Below are 15717 nucleotides of genomic sequence, written 5' to 3' on the forward strand. Positions count from 1 at the left end.
GACGTCCGAGCCGGGAGATGTTCGAGCCCCGGCGTAGGTTCGGGGACATGGCAACCGACGAGAGCACGATCGACGACATGGTCGCCGAGTCGTCCCTGCAGCTGTGGGCGGCCGCGCAGACCGACTTCGACCCGTTCCAGGTGCCGTCCGCGGAGTGGCCGGACCAGACGGTGCCCGTGCGCGACGCCGACATCGCCGTGGATGCACGGCTCGAGGTCGACGACGTCCGCGCCTCGCTCGACCGGCTCGACGGGGTCAGGGTCGTCGTCGGTCGCGACGCCGGCACGTGGAGCGTGCTCCGCGCGATCCCCGAGGACACGGAGCTCTAGGTGGCGAGCGCGGCGAGGTCGCGCTCGGCGTAGAGGCGGTGCTCCCACTCCTCGTTGAGGACGACCTCCAGGCAGCGGCCGACCGTCAAGGAGTCGGCCTCGGCCATGAACGGCGTCGCCGAGGAGACGTGCCGGGTGAGCCCGTCGTCGTCGAGGTCGGCGATCACGGCGGCGACGGTCGCGCGCCGCTGCGCCCGGAGCTCGAGCACCTCCTCGAGCGGAGGACGTACGTCGCGGTCCCACGGCACGCCCTCGAAGGTCGGCGCCTCGTCCCACGGCAGGTCGAGGGGGTGCCAGGGCGACGGGTCCGCCAGCACGACGCCGGAGACCCAGCAGGCGTGGGCGAAGCCGAGGTGGCGCAGCGTCTCGACGAACGACCACTCGCCGTCGACCCGCTCGTGCAGCCGCTCGGCCGGCAGGGCACGGGCGCGCTCGACGGTGCCCTCCCACAGCCGGTCGAGGGTCTCGAACGCGAGACGGAAGCCGGCCACGTCGGTCGGCGACATCAGCGCGCGCTCGGGCATCCGGCGGTTGAGCTCTGCCTCGACCAGGGGCACGACGTCGACGCCGTTGACGACGACGCGGCCGAGTGCGCCGTAGATCTCGAGGTCGGGTGCCTCGACGCCCATCATGCGGACACCGTCGAGCCAGGCGGAGCGCACGCGCAACCCGCTGAGGTCGGCGTCCTGGATGGTGGCACCGGTCAGGCGCACCTCCCGCAGGCGCGATCCGGAGAGGTCGACCCGCTGGAACGTCGAGCCGCTGAGGTCCTGCTCGGTGAAGTCGGTCATGGGGTCACCGTAGGGACGGGTGCGGACATTCGGCGACCGCAACTGCGGTCACCAGGTGAGCTCGATCTCCACCTCGTTGGAGTCGCCGAGCTCGACCTCGACCTTGAGGGCGACCTCGTCGGGGACGGCGACGGTGATCCGGCCGCCGTCGCGCGAGAACTCGATCGAGTTGTGCTTGGCCAGCGAGTCGGCGAGGGCGCGCAGCCGGGTGGCCGCGTCCTCGCGGGTCATGGTGCGGGTCTCGTCCATCTCGAAGAGGTCCATCGGGTCTCCTGATCGCGGTGGGGCGGGTGCACCTCGAACCTAGCCAGCAGGTGGGAATCGGGACCGTTCGATGTGACCGAGGCTCTCCGCTGCGTGTGGCGGCGCGTGGAGGTTCAGGCGAAGGAGGACGCGCGGAGCCCGGCCTGGACCTCGGCGTGGACCTCGGCGAACCGGACGAGGAACGCGCGCTCGTCCAGACGCTTGCGCCGCAGCCAGCCGGTGACCTCGTCGTTGCACTTGCTGGCGTTGCAGGACCGGCACGCCGGGACCACGTTGAGCAGCGTGTAGCGCCCACCCCTCGAGATCGCGAGGACGCAGTCCTTCTGGAGCGGCGTGCAGGTCACGCCGCAATAGGCACACCCGCCCCAGGCCGCCTGGAGGGCAGCCCACTCGGCCGTGCTCAGGTCGTGAGTGACCGCGGCCATCCGGCGCTTGCGTCGTCGCGTCGCTCGCGCACGCCGGGAGTGCGGGGAGGCCATGAGGCCAGCGTAGGCGTGCCGGCTGCCGAGAATCGGGGGCTCCCCGATGTCGGCGGTGCGTGGGACGCTGGCCGCGTGACCGAATCCCAGCGCCACACCGTCGACGTGCCCGGAGCCACCCTCAGCTACGTCGTCCGCGGCAACATCGCCGACGCGACACCCGACCGTCCGCCACTGCTCCTGGGCGGCTCGCCGATGGACGGCACCGGCTTCGGCAGCCTGGCCGACCGGATCCCCGACCGGGTGCTGGTGCTGGTCGACCCGCGCAACGTCGGGCACAGCCTGCGCGAGGACCCGACGGCGGCCGTGACCCCCGAGCAGCACGCGGAGGACCTGCACGCGGTCATCGAGGCGCTCGGCGTGGGGCCGGTGGACGTCTTCGCGTCCTCCGGTGCGGCGGTCAACTCGCTCTTCCTGGTCGCCGCTCACTCCGACGACGTACGTCTCCTGGTGGCGCACGAGCCACCGATGGCCGCGCTGCTGCCGGACGGGGCCGCCATCGGCCAGGCGTGCGACGACCTGGTGGACGTCTACGACCGCGAGGGGATGGGGCCGGCGATGGCGCGGTTCATCGGGCTGGTCATGCATCGGGGCACCTGGACGGGCGACGAGCCCGCGCCCGACCCGGCGATGTTCGGACTGCCGACGGAGGACGACGGCTCCCGCGACGACGGGCTGATGGCCAACATGCGCGGCGGGGGCTGCACGCGTGTGCCGGACCTCGACGCGATCGGTGCTGCCCCGACACGCGTCGTGCTCGGCGTCGGCGAGGAGTCGGGAGGCCCGGAGGACGGCGAGATCGCCGGACGGGCCGCGCACGCCGTCGCGGCCAGGCTCGGGCAGGAGCCGGTCGTCTTCCCCGGCGGGCACAACGGCTTCCTCGGCGGCGAGTTCGGCCAGACGGGCAAGCCCGACGAGTTCGCCGAGCGGTTGCGCGAGGTCCTGGCCGGTTGATCAGAGGCCGAGCATCCGGCCGATGATCTCCTTCTGGATCTCCGTCGTCCCGCCGTAGATCGTCTGGATCCGCGAGTCGGTGTAGGCCTTGGAGATGGGGTACTCGTTCATGTAGCCGTAGCCGCCGTGCAGCTGCACGCCGGCGTCGACGACCCGCTTCTGCAGCTCGGTGGTCCACCACTTCGCCATCGACGCCAGCGCGGTGTCGACCTCGCCGGCGTTGAGCCGCAGCACGCAGTCGTTGATGAAGACCCGGGCGATGTGCGCCTCGGTCGCCATCTCGGCCAGCACGAAGCGGTTGTGCTGGAACTTCCCGATCGGCTTGCCGAACGCCTCGCGCTCCTTGGCGTACGCCAGGCACAGGTCGAGGACGTGCTCGATCGCCGCGACCGCGATGCAGCCGATCGAGATCCGTTCCTGGGGCAGGTTCTCCATGAGGGAGATGAAGCCGGAGCCCTCCGCGCCGAGCAGGTTCTCCTTCGGGACGCGGACGTCGGTGAACGACAGCTCCGCCGTGTCCTGAGCGTGCAGGCCCATCTTGTCGAGGTTGCGGCCGCGCTCGAAACCCTCCATCCCGCGCTCGACGACGAGCAGCGAGATGCCCTGGTGGCCGGCCTCGGGGTTGGTGCGACAGACCACGATCACCAGGTCGGACAGGATGCCGTTGGAGATGAAGGTCTTCGAGCCGTTGAGGACGTAGTGGTCGCCCGCGTCGACCGCCGTCGTCCGGATGCCCTGGAGGTCCGAGCCGGCTCCCGGCTCGGTCATCGCGATCGCAGTCACGATCTCGCCCGACACGCAGCCGGGCAGCCACCGCTGCTTCTGCTCCTCGGTGCCGAGGGAGGAGATGTAGGGGACGATGATGTCGGTGTGCACGGCGAAGCCGGGGCCCGAGGCGCCGGCCCGCGCCGACTCCTCGGCGAGCACCATGTTGTAGCGGAAGTCCTTGATGCCCGGCCCGCCGTAGGCCTCGTCGACGTCGAAGCACAGCAGCCCGCGCTCGCCGGCCTTGCGCCAGATCTCGCGGTCCACGACGCCGGCCTCCTCCCACGCGGCGTGGTGGGGCGCGACCTCCTTCTCGAAGAACGCGCGGGCGACGGCGCGGAAGTCCTCGTGCTCCTGCTCGAGGATGCTGGGGCGGTCAGGCATGTGACTTCTTCCCGTTGAGGTGGTCGAGCATCGCCAGCGGACCGAGGTCCTCGAGGCGGTAGCCGTGGGGGTACGTCGTCGGCCGGTGGCGGTACGCCGTCCGGCGGGGTGGGGCGAGGCGGAGCAGCCGGCCGCGGGCCTTCAGGCCGGCGCGCACCGCGCGCACGAACCAGGCCGGCTGCCGCGGCAGCCCGAGCGCCTCGCGCAGCGGCTCGTCCATCACTGCGATCGTCACCCGGCGCAGCAGCGGCCGCAGGGGAGGAGGAGCGACCTCGCGCGCGATGCGGATCGAGGACTCGGCGAGCCGGGTGGCGGCCGGCGTGTGGGCGAAGTGCCGCCGCTCGTGGTCGACGAGCAGCGCGAGGTAGCCGTCGTACGTCGTGGGGAGGTCGCGGATGCCCATCAGCTCGCCGAAGCGGGTGGTGACCTTCGCGATCGCGACCAGCTCGTGGGGGTCGAGCGGGCGCCAGCCGTAGGCCTCGATCCACCGGACCGGGCCGACGATCGTGGTGGCGAGGACGTACGCGAACTCGTCGTTGGTGATGTCGTAGTGGCCGTGGATCTTGTTGAGCCGGCGCAGCGCGGCGTGCGAGCGCGGCGAGTCGATGCCGTCGAGCGTGGCTTCGTCTCCGATCAGGATGGTGTCGTCGTAGCGCTTGACGCCGTGGTCGGCGAACTCGCGGGTGCGGTCGAGCAGGTCGGCGATCGAGGGGATGCCGTAGTCGCGCATGAAGGCGATGCCGGTGCCTTGGACGTAGTCCCACGGGAACTCGAAGCGCGCGGTCAGCCGGAGGATCTCGTCGTGGTCGACCTCCGGGTCCAGGGACTGGATCCGGCGGAGGTTGTCGAGACGACCCGGCGCGTGCACGGGCTCAGGACACCCATTCCCTGACCTGCGCCACGGTGGCGGCGGGGTCCTCGGAGACCGGGGTGATGTTGAGGTCGGTGACGCCGGCCTCCTCGAACGCCGCGATGCGCTCCTTGACGTACGACTCGGGGCCGACGAGGTTGGCCGCCTCCAGCCACTCGGTGGGGATGAGCGCCTCGGCCTCCTTCTTCTTGCCGGAGAGGTAGAGGTCCTGGATCTCCTCGGCCTCCTTCTCGTAGCCGTAGGCGCGGGCGACGTCGTTGTAGAAGTTCTTGCCCTTGGCGCCCATGCCGCCGACGTAGAGGGCGAAGATCGGCCGCGCGAAGTCGAGCAGCGCCTTGGTGTCGGGCCCCTCGCCGATGGCGACCATGCCGCCGGCCATCACCTGCAGCGGCTCGAGGCCATCCTGCCGCTTGGCGTTGCCGGCCTCCAGCGCGTCACCCCAGACCAGGTGGGCCTTCTCGGGGTGGAACAGGTGGGGGATCCAGCCGTCGGCGATCTCCGCGGTCTGCTCGACGTTCTTCGGGCCGAGGGCGGCGATCCAGATCGGGATGGTGTCGCGCTCCGGCTTGGTCAGCAGCTTGAGCGGCTTGCCGAGGCCCGTGATCGCGCCGTCGTCCTTGGTGAGGGGAAGGTGGAAGACCCCGTCGGCCGACAGTGGCTCGCGCTTGAGGCCGCTGCGGATGATCTCGACGACCTCGGCCGTGCGGGCCATCGGCTTGCTGTAGGGGACGCCGTGGAAGCCCTCGATCACCTGGGGTCCGCTCACGCCGATGCCGAGGATGGCGCGACCGCCGCTGACGTTGTCGAGACCGGCCGCGGTCTGGAGCAGGGCGCCGGGCGTGCGTGAGTAGATGTTGAGGATGCCCGAGCCGATCTTCACCGTCTCGGTCTTCGCCGCGAGGTAGCCCATCAGCGTGGGGGAGTCGAAGCCGTACGCCTCCGCGACCCACACGCTGTCGAGGCCGGCCTTCTCCAGGGCGACCACCTGGTCGGCCGCGTTGCGCGGGTTGCCGTCGTACATCAGGAGGGTGGCGAGACGCATGCCTCAATCGTGACAGTGGAACTGTCACGATGGCAAGGGCGATAGTGGCGCATGGGACTGATCACCGAGGTGCGGGTCCGCCAGCCCGCGAAGCACGACCTGGTCGCGCGGAAGTTCGTCGTCGCCGGTGTCGGCAACGGCTTCGAGGGGACCATCGGCATCCGGGTTCTCGACTCGCGCGGCCGGGTGCTCGCCGAGGACTCGGCGCAGTCGGCCGGTGGCATGGCGGGCGTCGGGGAGTTCGCCACCCGCGTCACCGTGCCGAACCCGCCCCGCGACGGCACCCGCCTCACCGTGCAGGTCTTCGGGGACAACCCCGGCCTGCCCGACGAGGGCCCCAGCCCGGGCTTCAACACGCAGGAGGTCGAGGTGATCATGTTCGCCGAGCTGCGCGGCTGGCTGCTCTACCGCGTCGAGGCCGGCGACACGCTCACCTCGATCGTGCGCAAGCTGCGCCCCTTCACCCGTACGACGGTCGCCCAGGTCGTGGCGGCGAACCCGAGGATCACCGATCCCGACGTGATCCGCGTAGGTCAGCGACTCCGGGTCCCGCAGAAGGACTGAGATGGCTCAGTCCTGCGGGCAGACGGACTGGTAGGGCTGTTCGGGCAGGTACTGCGCCCACTCCTGTTCGGTGAGGTCGCGTCCGGCCATCTGGCACGCGAAGTCCAGGGCCCGCTCGAGGTCGGTCTCCCAGCGGTAGACGCTGCCGTCGTACGACGCGATCACCACGTCGTGGGTGTCGCCGATGAACTGGGCGCCGGAAGGGATGGGATCCCCCTCGTGCGGTGGATAGATAGTGCCGAGCAGGTCCAGCGTCGTGGCATCCCACAGGCTCACGCCACCGTTCGCGGCACCCGACACCAGCAGCTCACCGTCGTCGGAGTAGCTGAGCCAGTACACGGGCGACAGTGGCGTGGAACGTCGTTCTTCGCCGGTGGCGAGGCGGATCGTCACGATCTCTCCGGTGTCACCGGCGACAGCGACGGTCGAGCTGTCCGGGGAGACCGCCGAGGTGTGGACCAGGAGGTCGACACGTCCTCGGCCTCCGACCTTCCCGGACCTGACGTCGATCTCCCGCCACTGCGTACGGCCTGCGTCCTCGCGCGTGAACTCGAAGGCGACCGCGGTTCGCCCGTCCCCGACGGGGGCGACACAACAGTCCGCTGCCACCGCCATGCGGGCAACGCGTCGGCGCAGCGAGTGCGCGTCGACGACCGTTGTCGTGAAGTCCGCGAGCCCTGCGAGGAGGCTGCGACCTCCGTCGACGTAGGCCAGCGAGAGAGCACGCGTACCTCTGAGGGTGGGTCCGCGCCGAGCGCGCCCGGTGACCGGGTCGATCCACACGGGGCGGCCACCGCCGGCGCACATGACCGGGCAGTACGCCACGTACTCGCCACCGGCTGGGTGCCACGCGCCGCTCGCCCAGCGAGGGTCGCGATCCAGGGGCACGGGTGTCGCGCGGGTCGCGGTTCGTGCCACGACGTCCACGAAGCGGACCCATCCGGTGCCGCGGTCGTCGAGCCAGCTGTAGGCGACGTGCCGCCCGTCCGGCGAGACGTCGGCATGGACGTAAGCCTTCCGGTCTGCCTTCATCGTGTACGACACGTAGCTGTCCGTGCCGAGGAGGTCCCAGGTGCGCAGCATCGCGTCCGGGCCCCCGCTGTGGACCAGGCGGTTGTCCGGGCTGAAGGCGAAGCCGTACGCATGCAGCGTGTCCAGCTCGTGCAGGCGGCGACCCGTCGTCGGGTCCCAGACGACGAGCTCGCCATCGAGGTACAGCGAACCCAACAGCGTGCCGTCCGGAGAGAGCTGCAGGTCGATGATCCTGGCCGCGTCACCACGCAACCTCGTGATGGTTGCCCCGGTCGAGGCGTCCACCAGAAGCACATCCTTGGAGCGCACCCCGTCCGCCAGAGCCAGCACGGTTCCGGCGGCATTGATCTCGAGCTGCCACACCTCGAGGTCGGGGCGGGTCCACAGCGCTTCGCCGGACTCCACGTCGTACGCCGTCAACGACCCGCCGGCGTACAGGGTCCTTCCGTCCGGGCTGAGTGCGAGCGACTCGAGGTCCACCCCGGTCGGCACACGGACCGGGGGAGCCGACGGAGATCGGAGATCCCAGATCAGTCCGAAGGATGGTGTGAGGGAGGTGGACCCTCGGACCAGTCGCAACGCCACCATCGTCGCGGCCAGGTATCGGCCGTCGCGACTGAAGTGCACGTCGGACGCCCACAAGCTGCCGAGGTCTGGGAAGGCGAGCCTGACGATGGGTTGCATCGTGAGCGGGTCCAGCAAGCGGATGGGCTCGCGGGACGCTGCAGGCGCCTCGATCGTGACAGCGAGACTCCGGCTGTCGGGACCGAAGACACCGCTCAAGAGCGTGGCCCCGCCCCGACTGGCGTCGTACTTGCGCCGCATGCGCCCATTGGAGGCGTCGTAGAGGTACAGCTGGCCGCGAATGTCCGACGAGGCGATCCAGCGGCCGTCCGGGCTGGCGATGACGCTCGCCGCATGAGAGCCGCCGGCCGGCACCGATCGAATCAAGGCTGAGCGTCTGTCCTGTGCGTCGAGCAGGTTCACGCGCGTCTCCGGCGACTCGTACAAGCGCACGCCGGCCACCGCCAGCAGCAGCGAGAGGCTGATGTCGTTCGTCAGCTGCGCACGACTGCCGATCCGGCGTGCGTCGGCCGCAACGGCGGCTCGGTGAGCGGTCTCGGCAGACGCTCGCGCCTCCGCCGCGCTGTCGTTGGCTCGGTCGGACTGCACGGCCGCCACACCGCCGGCAGCGAGGGCGAGGACGAGGAGGAAGACAGCTCCGCCCAGCACGATCCGGAGGCGTCGGATCAGCCGGGCCTGCGCCTGCACACGTTCCGCAGCGCTGCGTTCCTCGACCTCTGCCTCCGTCCGGGCGGCGTCCAGGAAGTCCCGCTCGACCGGTGTGAGCGTCGCCCCGGTGCTCGTCCACCAGTCCAGGGCCCGGGTCAGGCGCACGCCGCGGTAGAGCTCGCTGGGCGGTCGGCCCAGCGTCTCCCAGGCGTCGGCGGTCGAGCTGAGGTGGTGGAGGATCCGGCGGCCGTCGACGTCGTCCTCCAGCCAGCCGCGAAGCCGTGGCCACGCGCGGGCGAGGGACTCGTGGGTGATCTCGAGGACGCCGTCGTCGCTGGTGACGAGTCGTGCGGCGACGAGCATCTCGATGAGCTGTGCGTGCTCGGGGTCGCTCCCGACCAGGCGGCGCGGCACCCTGGTGCGCACCGGCTCGCCCTCTGAACCGGGCGAGAGCAACCGCAGCACCAGCGCACGGAGCGTCTCGCGCTGACCGGGGTCGACCTGCGCGTACAACAGCTCGGCGGACTGCGCCACCGCCCCGTGGATCCCGCCGCTGGCCCGGTAGCCGTCGACGGTGAGGGTGCTGCCCTCCCGCCGCTTCCAGGTCTCCAGCAGCGCGTGGGAGAGGAGAGGCAGTGCGCCCGGGTCGTCCCGCACCTCGGTGACGAGCAGGTCGACGAGTCCGGGCTCGAGGAGGAGGCCGGCCTGCCTCGCCGGTCCCTCGACTGCTGACCGCAGGCCGGCCTCGTCCAGTCCACCGACGAGGTACAGCCCGCGCTCGACGAGCCGGCTGAAGGCCGGGTACGTCGGCAGGTCGGCCATCCGGTCCGCGCGCAGCGCCACCACGACCGGGCGCGCTGCCGCCTCCGCGACCAGGAGGTCGAGGAACGCGCGTGCCTCGTCCGGGTCCTCGCACAGGGTGAAGAGCTCCTCGGCCTGGTCGACGAGCAGGGCGTCGCCTGTGTGGAGGGGCTGCACGTGCCCCAGCGCCCGGGTCGGGTAGCGACCCGGGCTGATCGTCGCGCACCTCGTGCCCCGCTGCTGGAGGCGGGCGCCGATGCCGGCGCGCATGAGCGACGACTTGCCGGAGCCGGACGGACCGACGAGGGCCAGCATGCGCTGGCCGGCGAGGATCTCCAGCCCGGCCTCGATCTCCGCCTCGCGACCGAAGAAGCGGTCGGACTCGGCGACGTCGTACGCCTGGAGGCCCTGCCACGGGCAGCTGGTCGACGGGGGAGGGGCCTCGGTGTCGTGCCGGAGCGAGGGGTCCTGGGTGAGGATCGACTGCTCGAGCGCCGCCATCTCCGGCGAAGGATCGATCCCGAGCTCCCGCGCGAGCACTGCGCGCAGCTGCCGGATGGAGCGGAGGGCCTCGCCCTGCGCGCCCGTGCGGTACTGGGCGAGGGCGAGCAGCTCCCAGCGACGCTCGCGCAGGGGAGCGGTTCGCACCATCTCGTGGGCGCGTGGCAGGACCTCGCGCGCCCGACCCCGCCTCAGCTGGGCGTCGAGCAGCAGCTCCTCGGCGTCGCGTCGGAGCTCCTCCAGCCGGCCCGCCTCCCGCCGGGCGAGCGGCCACTCCGGCAGGTCCGGGAACGGCTGGCCACGCCACAGCCGCAGCGCCTCCTCCAGGATGTACACGACCCGGTCGGCCTCCCCGAGCTCCAACAGCTCGCGACCCCGCGCGACCTGCGTCTCGAAGTGCCTGCTGTCGATGTCCTCGGCTGGGATCCCGAGCCGATATCCCTCGGAAGTGGTCTCGATCGCGTCGGCGCCCAGTGCCTTGCGCAGCCGGACGACGCACGACTGGAGGTTCTTGTGCGCGGACGCCGGCGGGTGGTCGCCCCAGACCGCGTCGGTGAGCTCGTCGGCCGCGACGGATCCGCCCTGCCTGACGGTGAGGGCCTGGAGAACGGCGCGGTCCCGTGGGCCGAGGCGTCCCGAGCCGTCCACGACCAGAGGGCCGAGGACCTGGATGCCCACGCTCCCAAGGTCCACCCGCGGGGGACGGCCGTCAACGGAGCGGATACCGGATCGATACCGGGACCGGACCGCGCGGATACCGGCCGGTCGCAGCGTGGTGGACGTCGGGCCACCGGGGTCCGGCACCCACCAAGGAGCTCGAGATGAACACCTACTCCCTCGCCGCCGACTCACGCCGCTGGTGGTGGCTCCCCGCCACCGGGGGCGTCCTCGGCACGGCGGCCATCACCGCCATCCTCGCTGTCCCCGCCACGAGCACCGTGGCTCCCGTCGAGCCGCCCGCCACCGGTCCTGCGGTCACCGAGCCGTCGACCGTGGTCGAGCGGCCCTGCTACCTCGCGCGTCCCGACTGGAACACCGTCGCCGGGTGGGAGCACCCGGTGTGCGAGACGCTCCTGCGCCGGCCGGCTGACCGCCACGAGGGCGGTCGCGGACGCCCCGCGCCCGACTACCTCCCCTGACCGTCGACGGGTCTCGGGTCCGACAGCCACACGTGTCCGAGACGTCGCCCCCGGCGAGGCGTACCAAGGGCGACATCTCGGACACGTGTACGCCGTCAGCGGCGGAGGCGGTCGAGCACCCGCTGGGCGCGGGGCGAGGGGTGCCAGATCGGCGGCGGGTCGTCCGTCAGCATGCCCACGATGAAGCGACGGCACTCGCCCGGCACCATGAGCAGGTCACCCCACGCCGTCCGGCCCACGAGGTGCTGGAGGTAGTGGCGCTCCAGCCCGCCGACGCACCGGAGGTCCATCGGGTCGAGTCGGGTCGAGGCCGACGCGGCGAGGTCGCTGGTCAGGATCCGCACGTCTCGTGGAGGGACCACCGCCTGCCTCCAGCTCCCGACCTTCCGGGCGTTCGGCTGCCAGCACGACACCATCGTCACGAGGTCGGCGGCGTCGCCCGTGAGGGACAGCGCCGGCTGCTGACCGCCGAGGACTCCGTCGCAGGTCAGTCCCGTGGTCGACGCCGCCGCCGGCGTCCGGCCGTCGCGCTGCTGCTCCACCAGGGCCAGGGCAGTGTCGAGCACGTCCTGGGCGCCGAACCACTCCCCGGACGCGACGCCCACCGTGCCGCAGCCCCCGGTGTCGCCGTGCACCTTCGCCACCCGGCCCCGCGAGAAGCGGAGCACCAGGTCGTACGACGGTCCCGCCTGCATCGTGCAGTCGTAGGGCTCGTCGGGCGTGGCCTCGAGGTTCGCGAGGCGGTCGACGAGGTCGGAGAGGTCGCCCTCGACCAGGTCGGTCGGCGCGGTCCAGGGCAGCGAGCTCTCCGGGTTGGCGCAGACCAGCAGCGCCACCGGCTCGGCCTCGAGCGGCAGGACCGGCACCTCCTTGACGTCGGTGTCACACGTGAGCTCGCCGTCGACCCGGTAGAAGTCGTCGGCGGACAACGGCTCCACCGCCACGTCGCCGTCGCCGTCCAGCACCCGCGGCACGACGGTGAGGGCGACGAGGACCAGCACGAGCACGCCCAGCGCCCCGGCGACGTACCCCCGTCTCGTCATGGAGCGAGCATGGTGCATCAGCCCTTGCCGTGCCACGACTCCCAGAGCGCGGCGTAGGAGCCACCGGCGGCGACGAGGTCGTCGTGCGAGCCGAACTCGGAGATCACGCCGTCCTCGACGACGGCGACGCGGTCGGCGTCGTGGGCGGAGAAGAGCCGGTGCGCGATCGCGATGACCGTACGTCCCTCCAGCACTGCCGCGAGCGAGCGCTCGAGGTGCCGGGCCGCGCGCGGGTCGATAAGGGACGTGGCCTCGTCGAGCACGAGCGTGTGCGGGTCGGCCAGCACCAGGCGGGCGAGCGCGACCTGCTGGGCCTGGGCAGGCGTCAACGAGCGACCGCCCGACCCGACGACCGTGTCGAGGCCCTCGGGCAGCGCGGAGACCCACTCGAGGGCGTCCACGGCCTCGAGTGCCGCCGAGATCGCCGCGTCCGACGAGCCCGGTCGCGCGAGCACGACGTTCTCGCGCAGCGTGCCGACGAAGACGTGGTGCTCCTGGGTGACCAGCGCGACGTGGCCGCGCAGGTCGTCCAGCGGCAGCTCGACGAGCCCGACGTCGCCGACGGTGACGCGACCGGTGCGGGGCGGGTGGATGCCTGCTAGCAGGCGGCCGAGCGTCGACTTGCCGGCGCCCGACGGGCCCACCATCGCGATCCGCTCGCCGACGCCGACGTCGAGGTCGACGCCGTGCAGCACGTCGCGGCCCTCGATGTAGGAGAAGCGCACGTCCTCGGCGTCGAGCTTCTCGTCGGCCGGCACCGCGCCGCTGACCTCGCGGTCGTCGGGCACCTGGCCCACCCCGAGCAGCCGCGCCAGCGAGGCCGCGCCCATCTGCAGCTCGTCGAGGATCGCCACGATCCGGTCGACGGGGTCGATGAGCATCTGGACGTAGAGCGTCGCCGCCGTCACCTCGGCCAGCGACACCTCGCCCCGCGTGTAGAGCCAGCCACCGAAGAGCAACGTGCCGACCACCGGCAGCAGGTAGGCGATCTCCATCGACGGGAAGAACACCGTGCGCAGCCGCAGCGTGTAGCGCTCCGCGTCGTACGACGCCTTGCAGTCCGCGTCGGCGCTCGCGACCCGGTCGCCGCCGATCCCCAGTGCCTCGACCGTGCGGGCGCCCTCGACGGTCTCGGCGAGCGTCGTGGTGATCTGGCTGTACGACGCCGACTCGCGCTCGTAGCCGGGGCGGGCGCGGCGGAGGTACCACCGCAGCCCGGTCACCAGCGGCGGCAGCGCGAGCAGGCAGGGGAGGAACACCCACCAGCCCACCGACAGCGCCGCGGCGAAGGTCAGCACCGCGGTCACGACCGCGATGGTCCACTCGGGCAGCGCCCAGCGGACCGACCAGCCGAGCTGGTCGACGTCGCGGCTGGTGCGGGTCAGCAGGTCGCCGGACCCGGCGGACTCGACCGTGCCGACCGGCAGCGCGAGGGCGTTGCCGACGAAGTCCTCGCGGAGCTCGGCCAGCACCTGCTCGCCGAGCACCTGGGAGAGGTAGCGGGCGAAGCGCGTGAGCACCGTCTGGACGACCAGGAAGCCCGCCAGCACCAGCGCGATCCGGTCGACGTGGGAGACCGTGGTGCCGTCCTCGACCGACTGCACCAGCCCGCCGAGCAGCCGGGGTGCGGCCAGCCCGGCCGCGGCGGCGAGCACGTGGAGGCCGACCGCGGACCAGAGCATCCGCGGGTGGCGGCGCGCGAGATCGCGCGCGTAGCGGCGTACGGACGCGGCGTCGGCGACGGGCAGCCGGGTGTCGACGCTCACGACGCCACCTCCGGCTCGACCTCGCGGGTGACGATGCCGCGGTAGGTGCTGTCGGTCTCGAGCAGACCGGCGTGCGTGCCCGTGGCAACGACCTTCCCCTCCACGAGCAGCGCGACCTCGTCGACCGTGTCGAGCAGCAGCGGGCTGACCGTGGTGACCACGGTCGTGCGGCCGGCCCGGTGGGCGCGCAGCCGCGACGCGATGCGGGCCTCGGTGTGGGCGTCGACGGCGGACGTCGGCTCGACGAGGACGAGCACCTCCGGGTCGCTGGTCAGCGCCCGGGCGAGCACCAGTCGCTGCCGCTGGCCGCCGGAGAAGGACCGGCCGCGCTCGGCGACCACCGTGTCGAGGCCCTCGGTGAGGCCGTCGAGCACGTCCTCGGCCGAGGCGGTGTGCAACGCCGCGTCCACGCCGCCGCGACCGCGCACGTCGAGACCCGCACCCAGCGGCCCGCTGAACAGCTGGCTGCTCGTGTCGGACACGACGATCCGGCGCCGGACCTCCTCGCGCGCCAACGCGGTGAGGCGTACGCCACCCAGCGTCACGTCGTCGTCGACGGGAGCCGCGCACAGGCCGAGGCGGTCCGCGAGCGCGGCCGAGTCGTCCGGCTGGTCGCTGACGATCGCCACCATCCGCCCGGGCTCGACGCGCAGCCCGGAGCGGGCGTCGGCCAGCACGCTCCCGACCGGCGGGGAGGCGGCTGGGGAGGCGGGGTCGACCACGTCGGGCTCGAGCGCGAGCACGGTGCAGACGCGGCGGGCGGCGACGTGGGCGCGGATGTACTTGTTGGCGAACTCCGTGGCCGTGCGCAACGGCAGCATCAGGAAGGCGGCGTAGCCGTAGAAGGCGACGAGCTCGCCGGCGGTGATCTGCCCGGACACCGCGGTGCGCGCACCCAGCCAGACCACGACCACCACGAAGATGCCGGGCAGCAGCACCTGCAGCGCGTCGAGGACCGACTGCACGCGCGCGACCTGGACGCCGGCGCGCCGGGTGCTCTGCGACTCGCGGCGGTAGCGGTCGAGGAAGACCTGCTCGCCGCCGATCCCGCGCAGCACGCGCAGGCCGCCCACGATGTCGCTGGCGGTGTTGGCCAGCGCACCCATCAGGTGTCGCTGGTGGGCGCTGCGCGCCTGCAGCGGCTTGAGGAGCGGCCCGACGACGACCATCAGGAGCGGCACACCGACGAGCACCACCAGGCCCAGCGTCACCGACGTGCGCAGCAGCAGGAAGGCGACCAGGAAGAACGACACGATCGAGCCGGTGAAGCGCGCGGAGATGTCCATCAGCCCGCCGAGGTGCGACAGGTCGCTCGTCCCGATCGCCACCACCTCGCCGGTCGAGACCTTGCGCGGCAGGGTCCCGCCGAGGCGGACCGTCTGCCGGGTCACGATCTGGACGGTGCGGTAGGCGGCGATCAGCCAGTTGGTCACCGCGAAGCGGTGCCGCATGATCCCGCTGACCGCCTGGACCAGGCCGACGCAGAGCATCACGCCCGCCCAGTAGAGGAGCTGCGAGGTGTCCTTCGCGGCGACGCCGAGGTCGATCGCGCGGCCGAGGGCGGCCGGCATCACGGCCTGTGCGGCGCCCCACAGGACGCCGAAGAGCATGCCGCCGGCGAGCGTCTGCCACTGTCTGCGGGCCATCCAGAGCAGGAAGCGACCCGGTGTGCGGTGGTCCGCCACTCCGGGATCGGGGACGGGGAGGCTGCGCACCGGCCAAGCCTAGATTTCGGGTCCCGTCGGGGACGAATCCTTTT

14 protein-coding genes are annotated in these 15717 nt (G+C 72.0%); 4 read left to right on the plus strand and 10 right to left on the minus strand.

Going from position 1 to position 15717, the window contains the following annotated elements:
• The first annotated feature begins 47 nt into the window (after nucleotides 1–47).
• On the plus strand, nucleotides 48–329 hold the full coding sequence (locus tag ACE3QY_RS17220; protein ID WP_374457272.1) for a hypothetical protein: 282 nt from the start codon (nucleotides 48–50) through the stop codon (nucleotides 327–329).
• On the opposite strand, the gene ACE3QY_RS17225 is transcribed toward ACE3QY_RS17220, so the two are convergent.
• From ACE3QY_RS17225 to ACE3QY_RS17235, 3 genes are all read right to left on the minus strand, one after another.
• Nucleotides 326–1120 (minus strand): DinB family protein, encoded by a 795-nt coding sequence (locus ACE3QY_RS17225; protein ID WP_374457273.1) that lies wholly within the window; start codon nucleotides 1118–1120, stop codon nucleotides 326–328. The two genes, ACE3QY_RS17220 and ACE3QY_RS17225, sit on opposite strands and share 4 nt — an antisense overlap.
• A gap of 48 nt (nucleotides 1121–1168) precedes the next feature.
• Complete coding sequence (locus ACE3QY_RS17230; RefSeq protein WP_374457274.1) at nucleotides 1169–1384, minus strand: amphi-Trp domain-containing protein; 216 nt, start codon at nucleotides 1382–1384, stop codon at nucleotides 1169–1171.
• 113 nt (nucleotides 1385–1497) lie between these two features.
• Nucleotides 1498–1863, minus strand: a complete 366-nt coding sequence (locus tag ACE3QY_RS17235) for an HNH endonuclease (protein ID WP_374457275.1) — start codon at nucleotides 1861–1863, stop codon at nucleotides 1498–1500.
• 75 nt (nucleotides 1864–1938) lie between these two features.
• Between ACE3QY_RS17235 and ACE3QY_RS17240 the strand changes: the two genes are divergently transcribed.
• Nucleotides 1939–2817, plus strand: coding sequence for an alpha/beta fold hydrolase (locus tag ACE3QY_RS17240; protein WP_374457276.1), 879 nt, complete (start codon nucleotides 1939–1941; stop codon nucleotides 2815–2817).
• Here ACE3QY_RS17240 and ACE3QY_RS17245 read toward each other — a convergent pair whose 3' ends face one another.
• The 3 genes from ACE3QY_RS17245 to ACE3QY_RS17255 are packed head-to-tail and all read right to left on the minus strand — an operon-like array spanning nucleotide 2818 to nucleotide 5879.
• Nucleotides 2818–3966 carry an acyl-CoA dehydrogenase family protein gene (locus ACE3QY_RS17245; RefSeq protein ID WP_374457277.1) on the minus strand — a complete coding sequence of 383 codons (1149 nt, stop codon included), beginning with the start codon at nucleotides 3964–3966 and terminating at the stop codon, nucleotides 2818–2820.
• On the minus strand, nucleotides 3959–4834 hold the full coding sequence (locus tag ACE3QY_RS17250) for an oxygenase MpaB family protein (RefSeq protein ID WP_374457278.1): 876 nt from the start codon (nucleotides 4832–4834) through the stop codon (nucleotides 3959–3961). Before ACE3QY_RS17250 ends, ACE3QY_RS17245 begins: the two co-directional genes overlap by 8 nt.
• Before the next feature lie 4 nt (nucleotides 4835–4838).
• On the minus strand, nucleotides 4839–5879 hold the full coding sequence (locus ACE3QY_RS17255; protein ID WP_374457279.1) for an LLM class F420-dependent oxidoreductase: 1041 nt from the start codon (nucleotides 5877–5879) through the stop codon (nucleotides 4839–4841).
• A 51-nt stretch (nucleotides 5880–5930) separates the two neighbouring features.
• Between ACE3QY_RS17255 and ACE3QY_RS17260 the strand changes: the two genes are divergently transcribed.
• Complete coding sequence (locus ACE3QY_RS17260; RefSeq protein WP_374457280.1) at nucleotides 5931–6443, plus strand: Gmad2 immunoglobulin-like domain-containing protein; 513 nt, start codon at nucleotides 5931–5933, stop codon at nucleotides 6441–6443.
• Between the two features lie 6 nt (nucleotides 6444–6449).
• Here the strand turns inward: ACE3QY_RS17260 and ACE3QY_RS17265 are convergent, their stop codons facing one another.
• On the minus strand, nucleotides 6450–10688 hold the full coding sequence (locus ACE3QY_RS17265; RefSeq protein WP_374457281.1) for a BTAD domain-containing putative transcriptional regulator: 4239 nt from the start codon (nucleotides 10686–10688) through the stop codon (nucleotides 6450–6452).
• A gap of 143 nt (nucleotides 10689–10831) precedes the next feature.
• On the opposite strand from ACE3QY_RS17265, the gene ACE3QY_RS17270 reads away from it, so the two are divergent.
• Nucleotides 10832–11149, plus strand: coding sequence for a hypothetical protein (locus ACE3QY_RS17270; protein WP_374457282.1), 318 nt, complete (start codon nucleotides 10832–10834; stop codon nucleotides 11147–11149).
• A gap of 95 nt (nucleotides 11150–11244) precedes the next feature.
• Here ACE3QY_RS17270 and ACE3QY_RS17275 read toward each other — a convergent pair whose 3' ends face one another.
• The 3 genes from ACE3QY_RS17275 to ACE3QY_RS17285 are packed head-to-tail and all read right to left on the minus strand — an operon-like array spanning nucleotide 11245 to nucleotide 15673.
• Complete coding sequence (locus ACE3QY_RS17275) at nucleotides 11245–12192, minus strand: hypothetical protein (protein WP_374457283.1); 948 nt, start codon at nucleotides 12190–12192, stop codon at nucleotides 11245–11247.
• Between the two features lie 17 nt (nucleotides 12193–12209).
• Entirely contained in the window at nucleotides 12210–13958 is a 1749-nt protein-coding gene (locus ACE3QY_RS17280; RefSeq protein WP_374457284.1) for an ABC transporter ATP-binding protein, read from the minus strand.
• Nucleotides 13955–15673, minus strand: a complete 1719-nt coding sequence (locus ACE3QY_RS17285; RefSeq protein ID WP_374457285.1) for an ABC transporter ATP-binding protein — start codon at nucleotides 15671–15673, stop codon at nucleotides 13955–13957. Before ACE3QY_RS17285 ends, ACE3QY_RS17280 begins: the two co-directional genes overlap by 4 nt.
• Nucleotides 15674–15717 lie beyond the last annotated feature (44 nt).

The sequence above is a fragment of the Nocardioides sp. genome (assembly GCF_041913365.1).
GTDB lineage: Bacteria > Actinomycetota > Actinomycetes > Propionibacteriales > Nocardioidaceae > Nocardioides.

Excerpts from the sequence above, each read along its gene's own strand:
- ACE3QY_RS17275 (WP_374457283.1), bottom strand. The coding sequence starts at position 12,192 with ATGACGAGACGGGGGTACGTCGCCGGGGCGCTGGGCGTGCTCGTGCTG.
- ACE3QY_RS17235 (WP_374457275.1), bottom strand. The coding sequence starts at position 1,863 with ATGGCCTCCCCGCACTCCCGGCGTGCGCGAGCGACGCGACGACGCAAG.
- ACE3QY_RS17245 (WP_374457277.1), bottom strand. The coding sequence starts at position 3,966 with ATGCCTGACCGCCCCAGCATCCTCGAGCAGGAGCACGAGGACTTCCGC.
- ACE3QY_RS17270 (WP_374457282.1), top strand. The coding sequence starts at position 10,832 with ATGAACACCTACTCCCTCGCCGCCGACTCACGCCGCTGGTGGTGGCTC.
- ACE3QY_RS17255 (WP_374457279.1), bottom strand. The coding sequence starts at position 5,879 with ATGCGTCTCGCCACCCTCCTGATGTACGACGGCAACCCGCGCAACGCG.
- ACE3QY_RS17220 (WP_374457272.1), top strand. The coding sequence starts at position 48 with ATGGCAACCGACGAGAGCACGATCGACGACATGGTCGCCGAGTCGTCC.
- ACE3QY_RS17260 (WP_374457280.1), top strand. The coding sequence starts at position 5,931 with ATGGGACTGATCACCGAGGTGCGGGTCCGCCAGCCCGCGAAGCACGAC.
- ACE3QY_RS17230 (WP_374457274.1), bottom strand. The coding sequence starts at position 1,384 with ATGGACCTCTTCGAGATGGACGAGACCCGCACCATGACCCGCGAGGAC.
- ACE3QY_RS17225 (WP_374457273.1), bottom strand. The coding sequence starts at position 1,120 with ATGACCGACTTCACCGAGCAGGACCTCAGCGGCTCGACGTTCCAGCGG.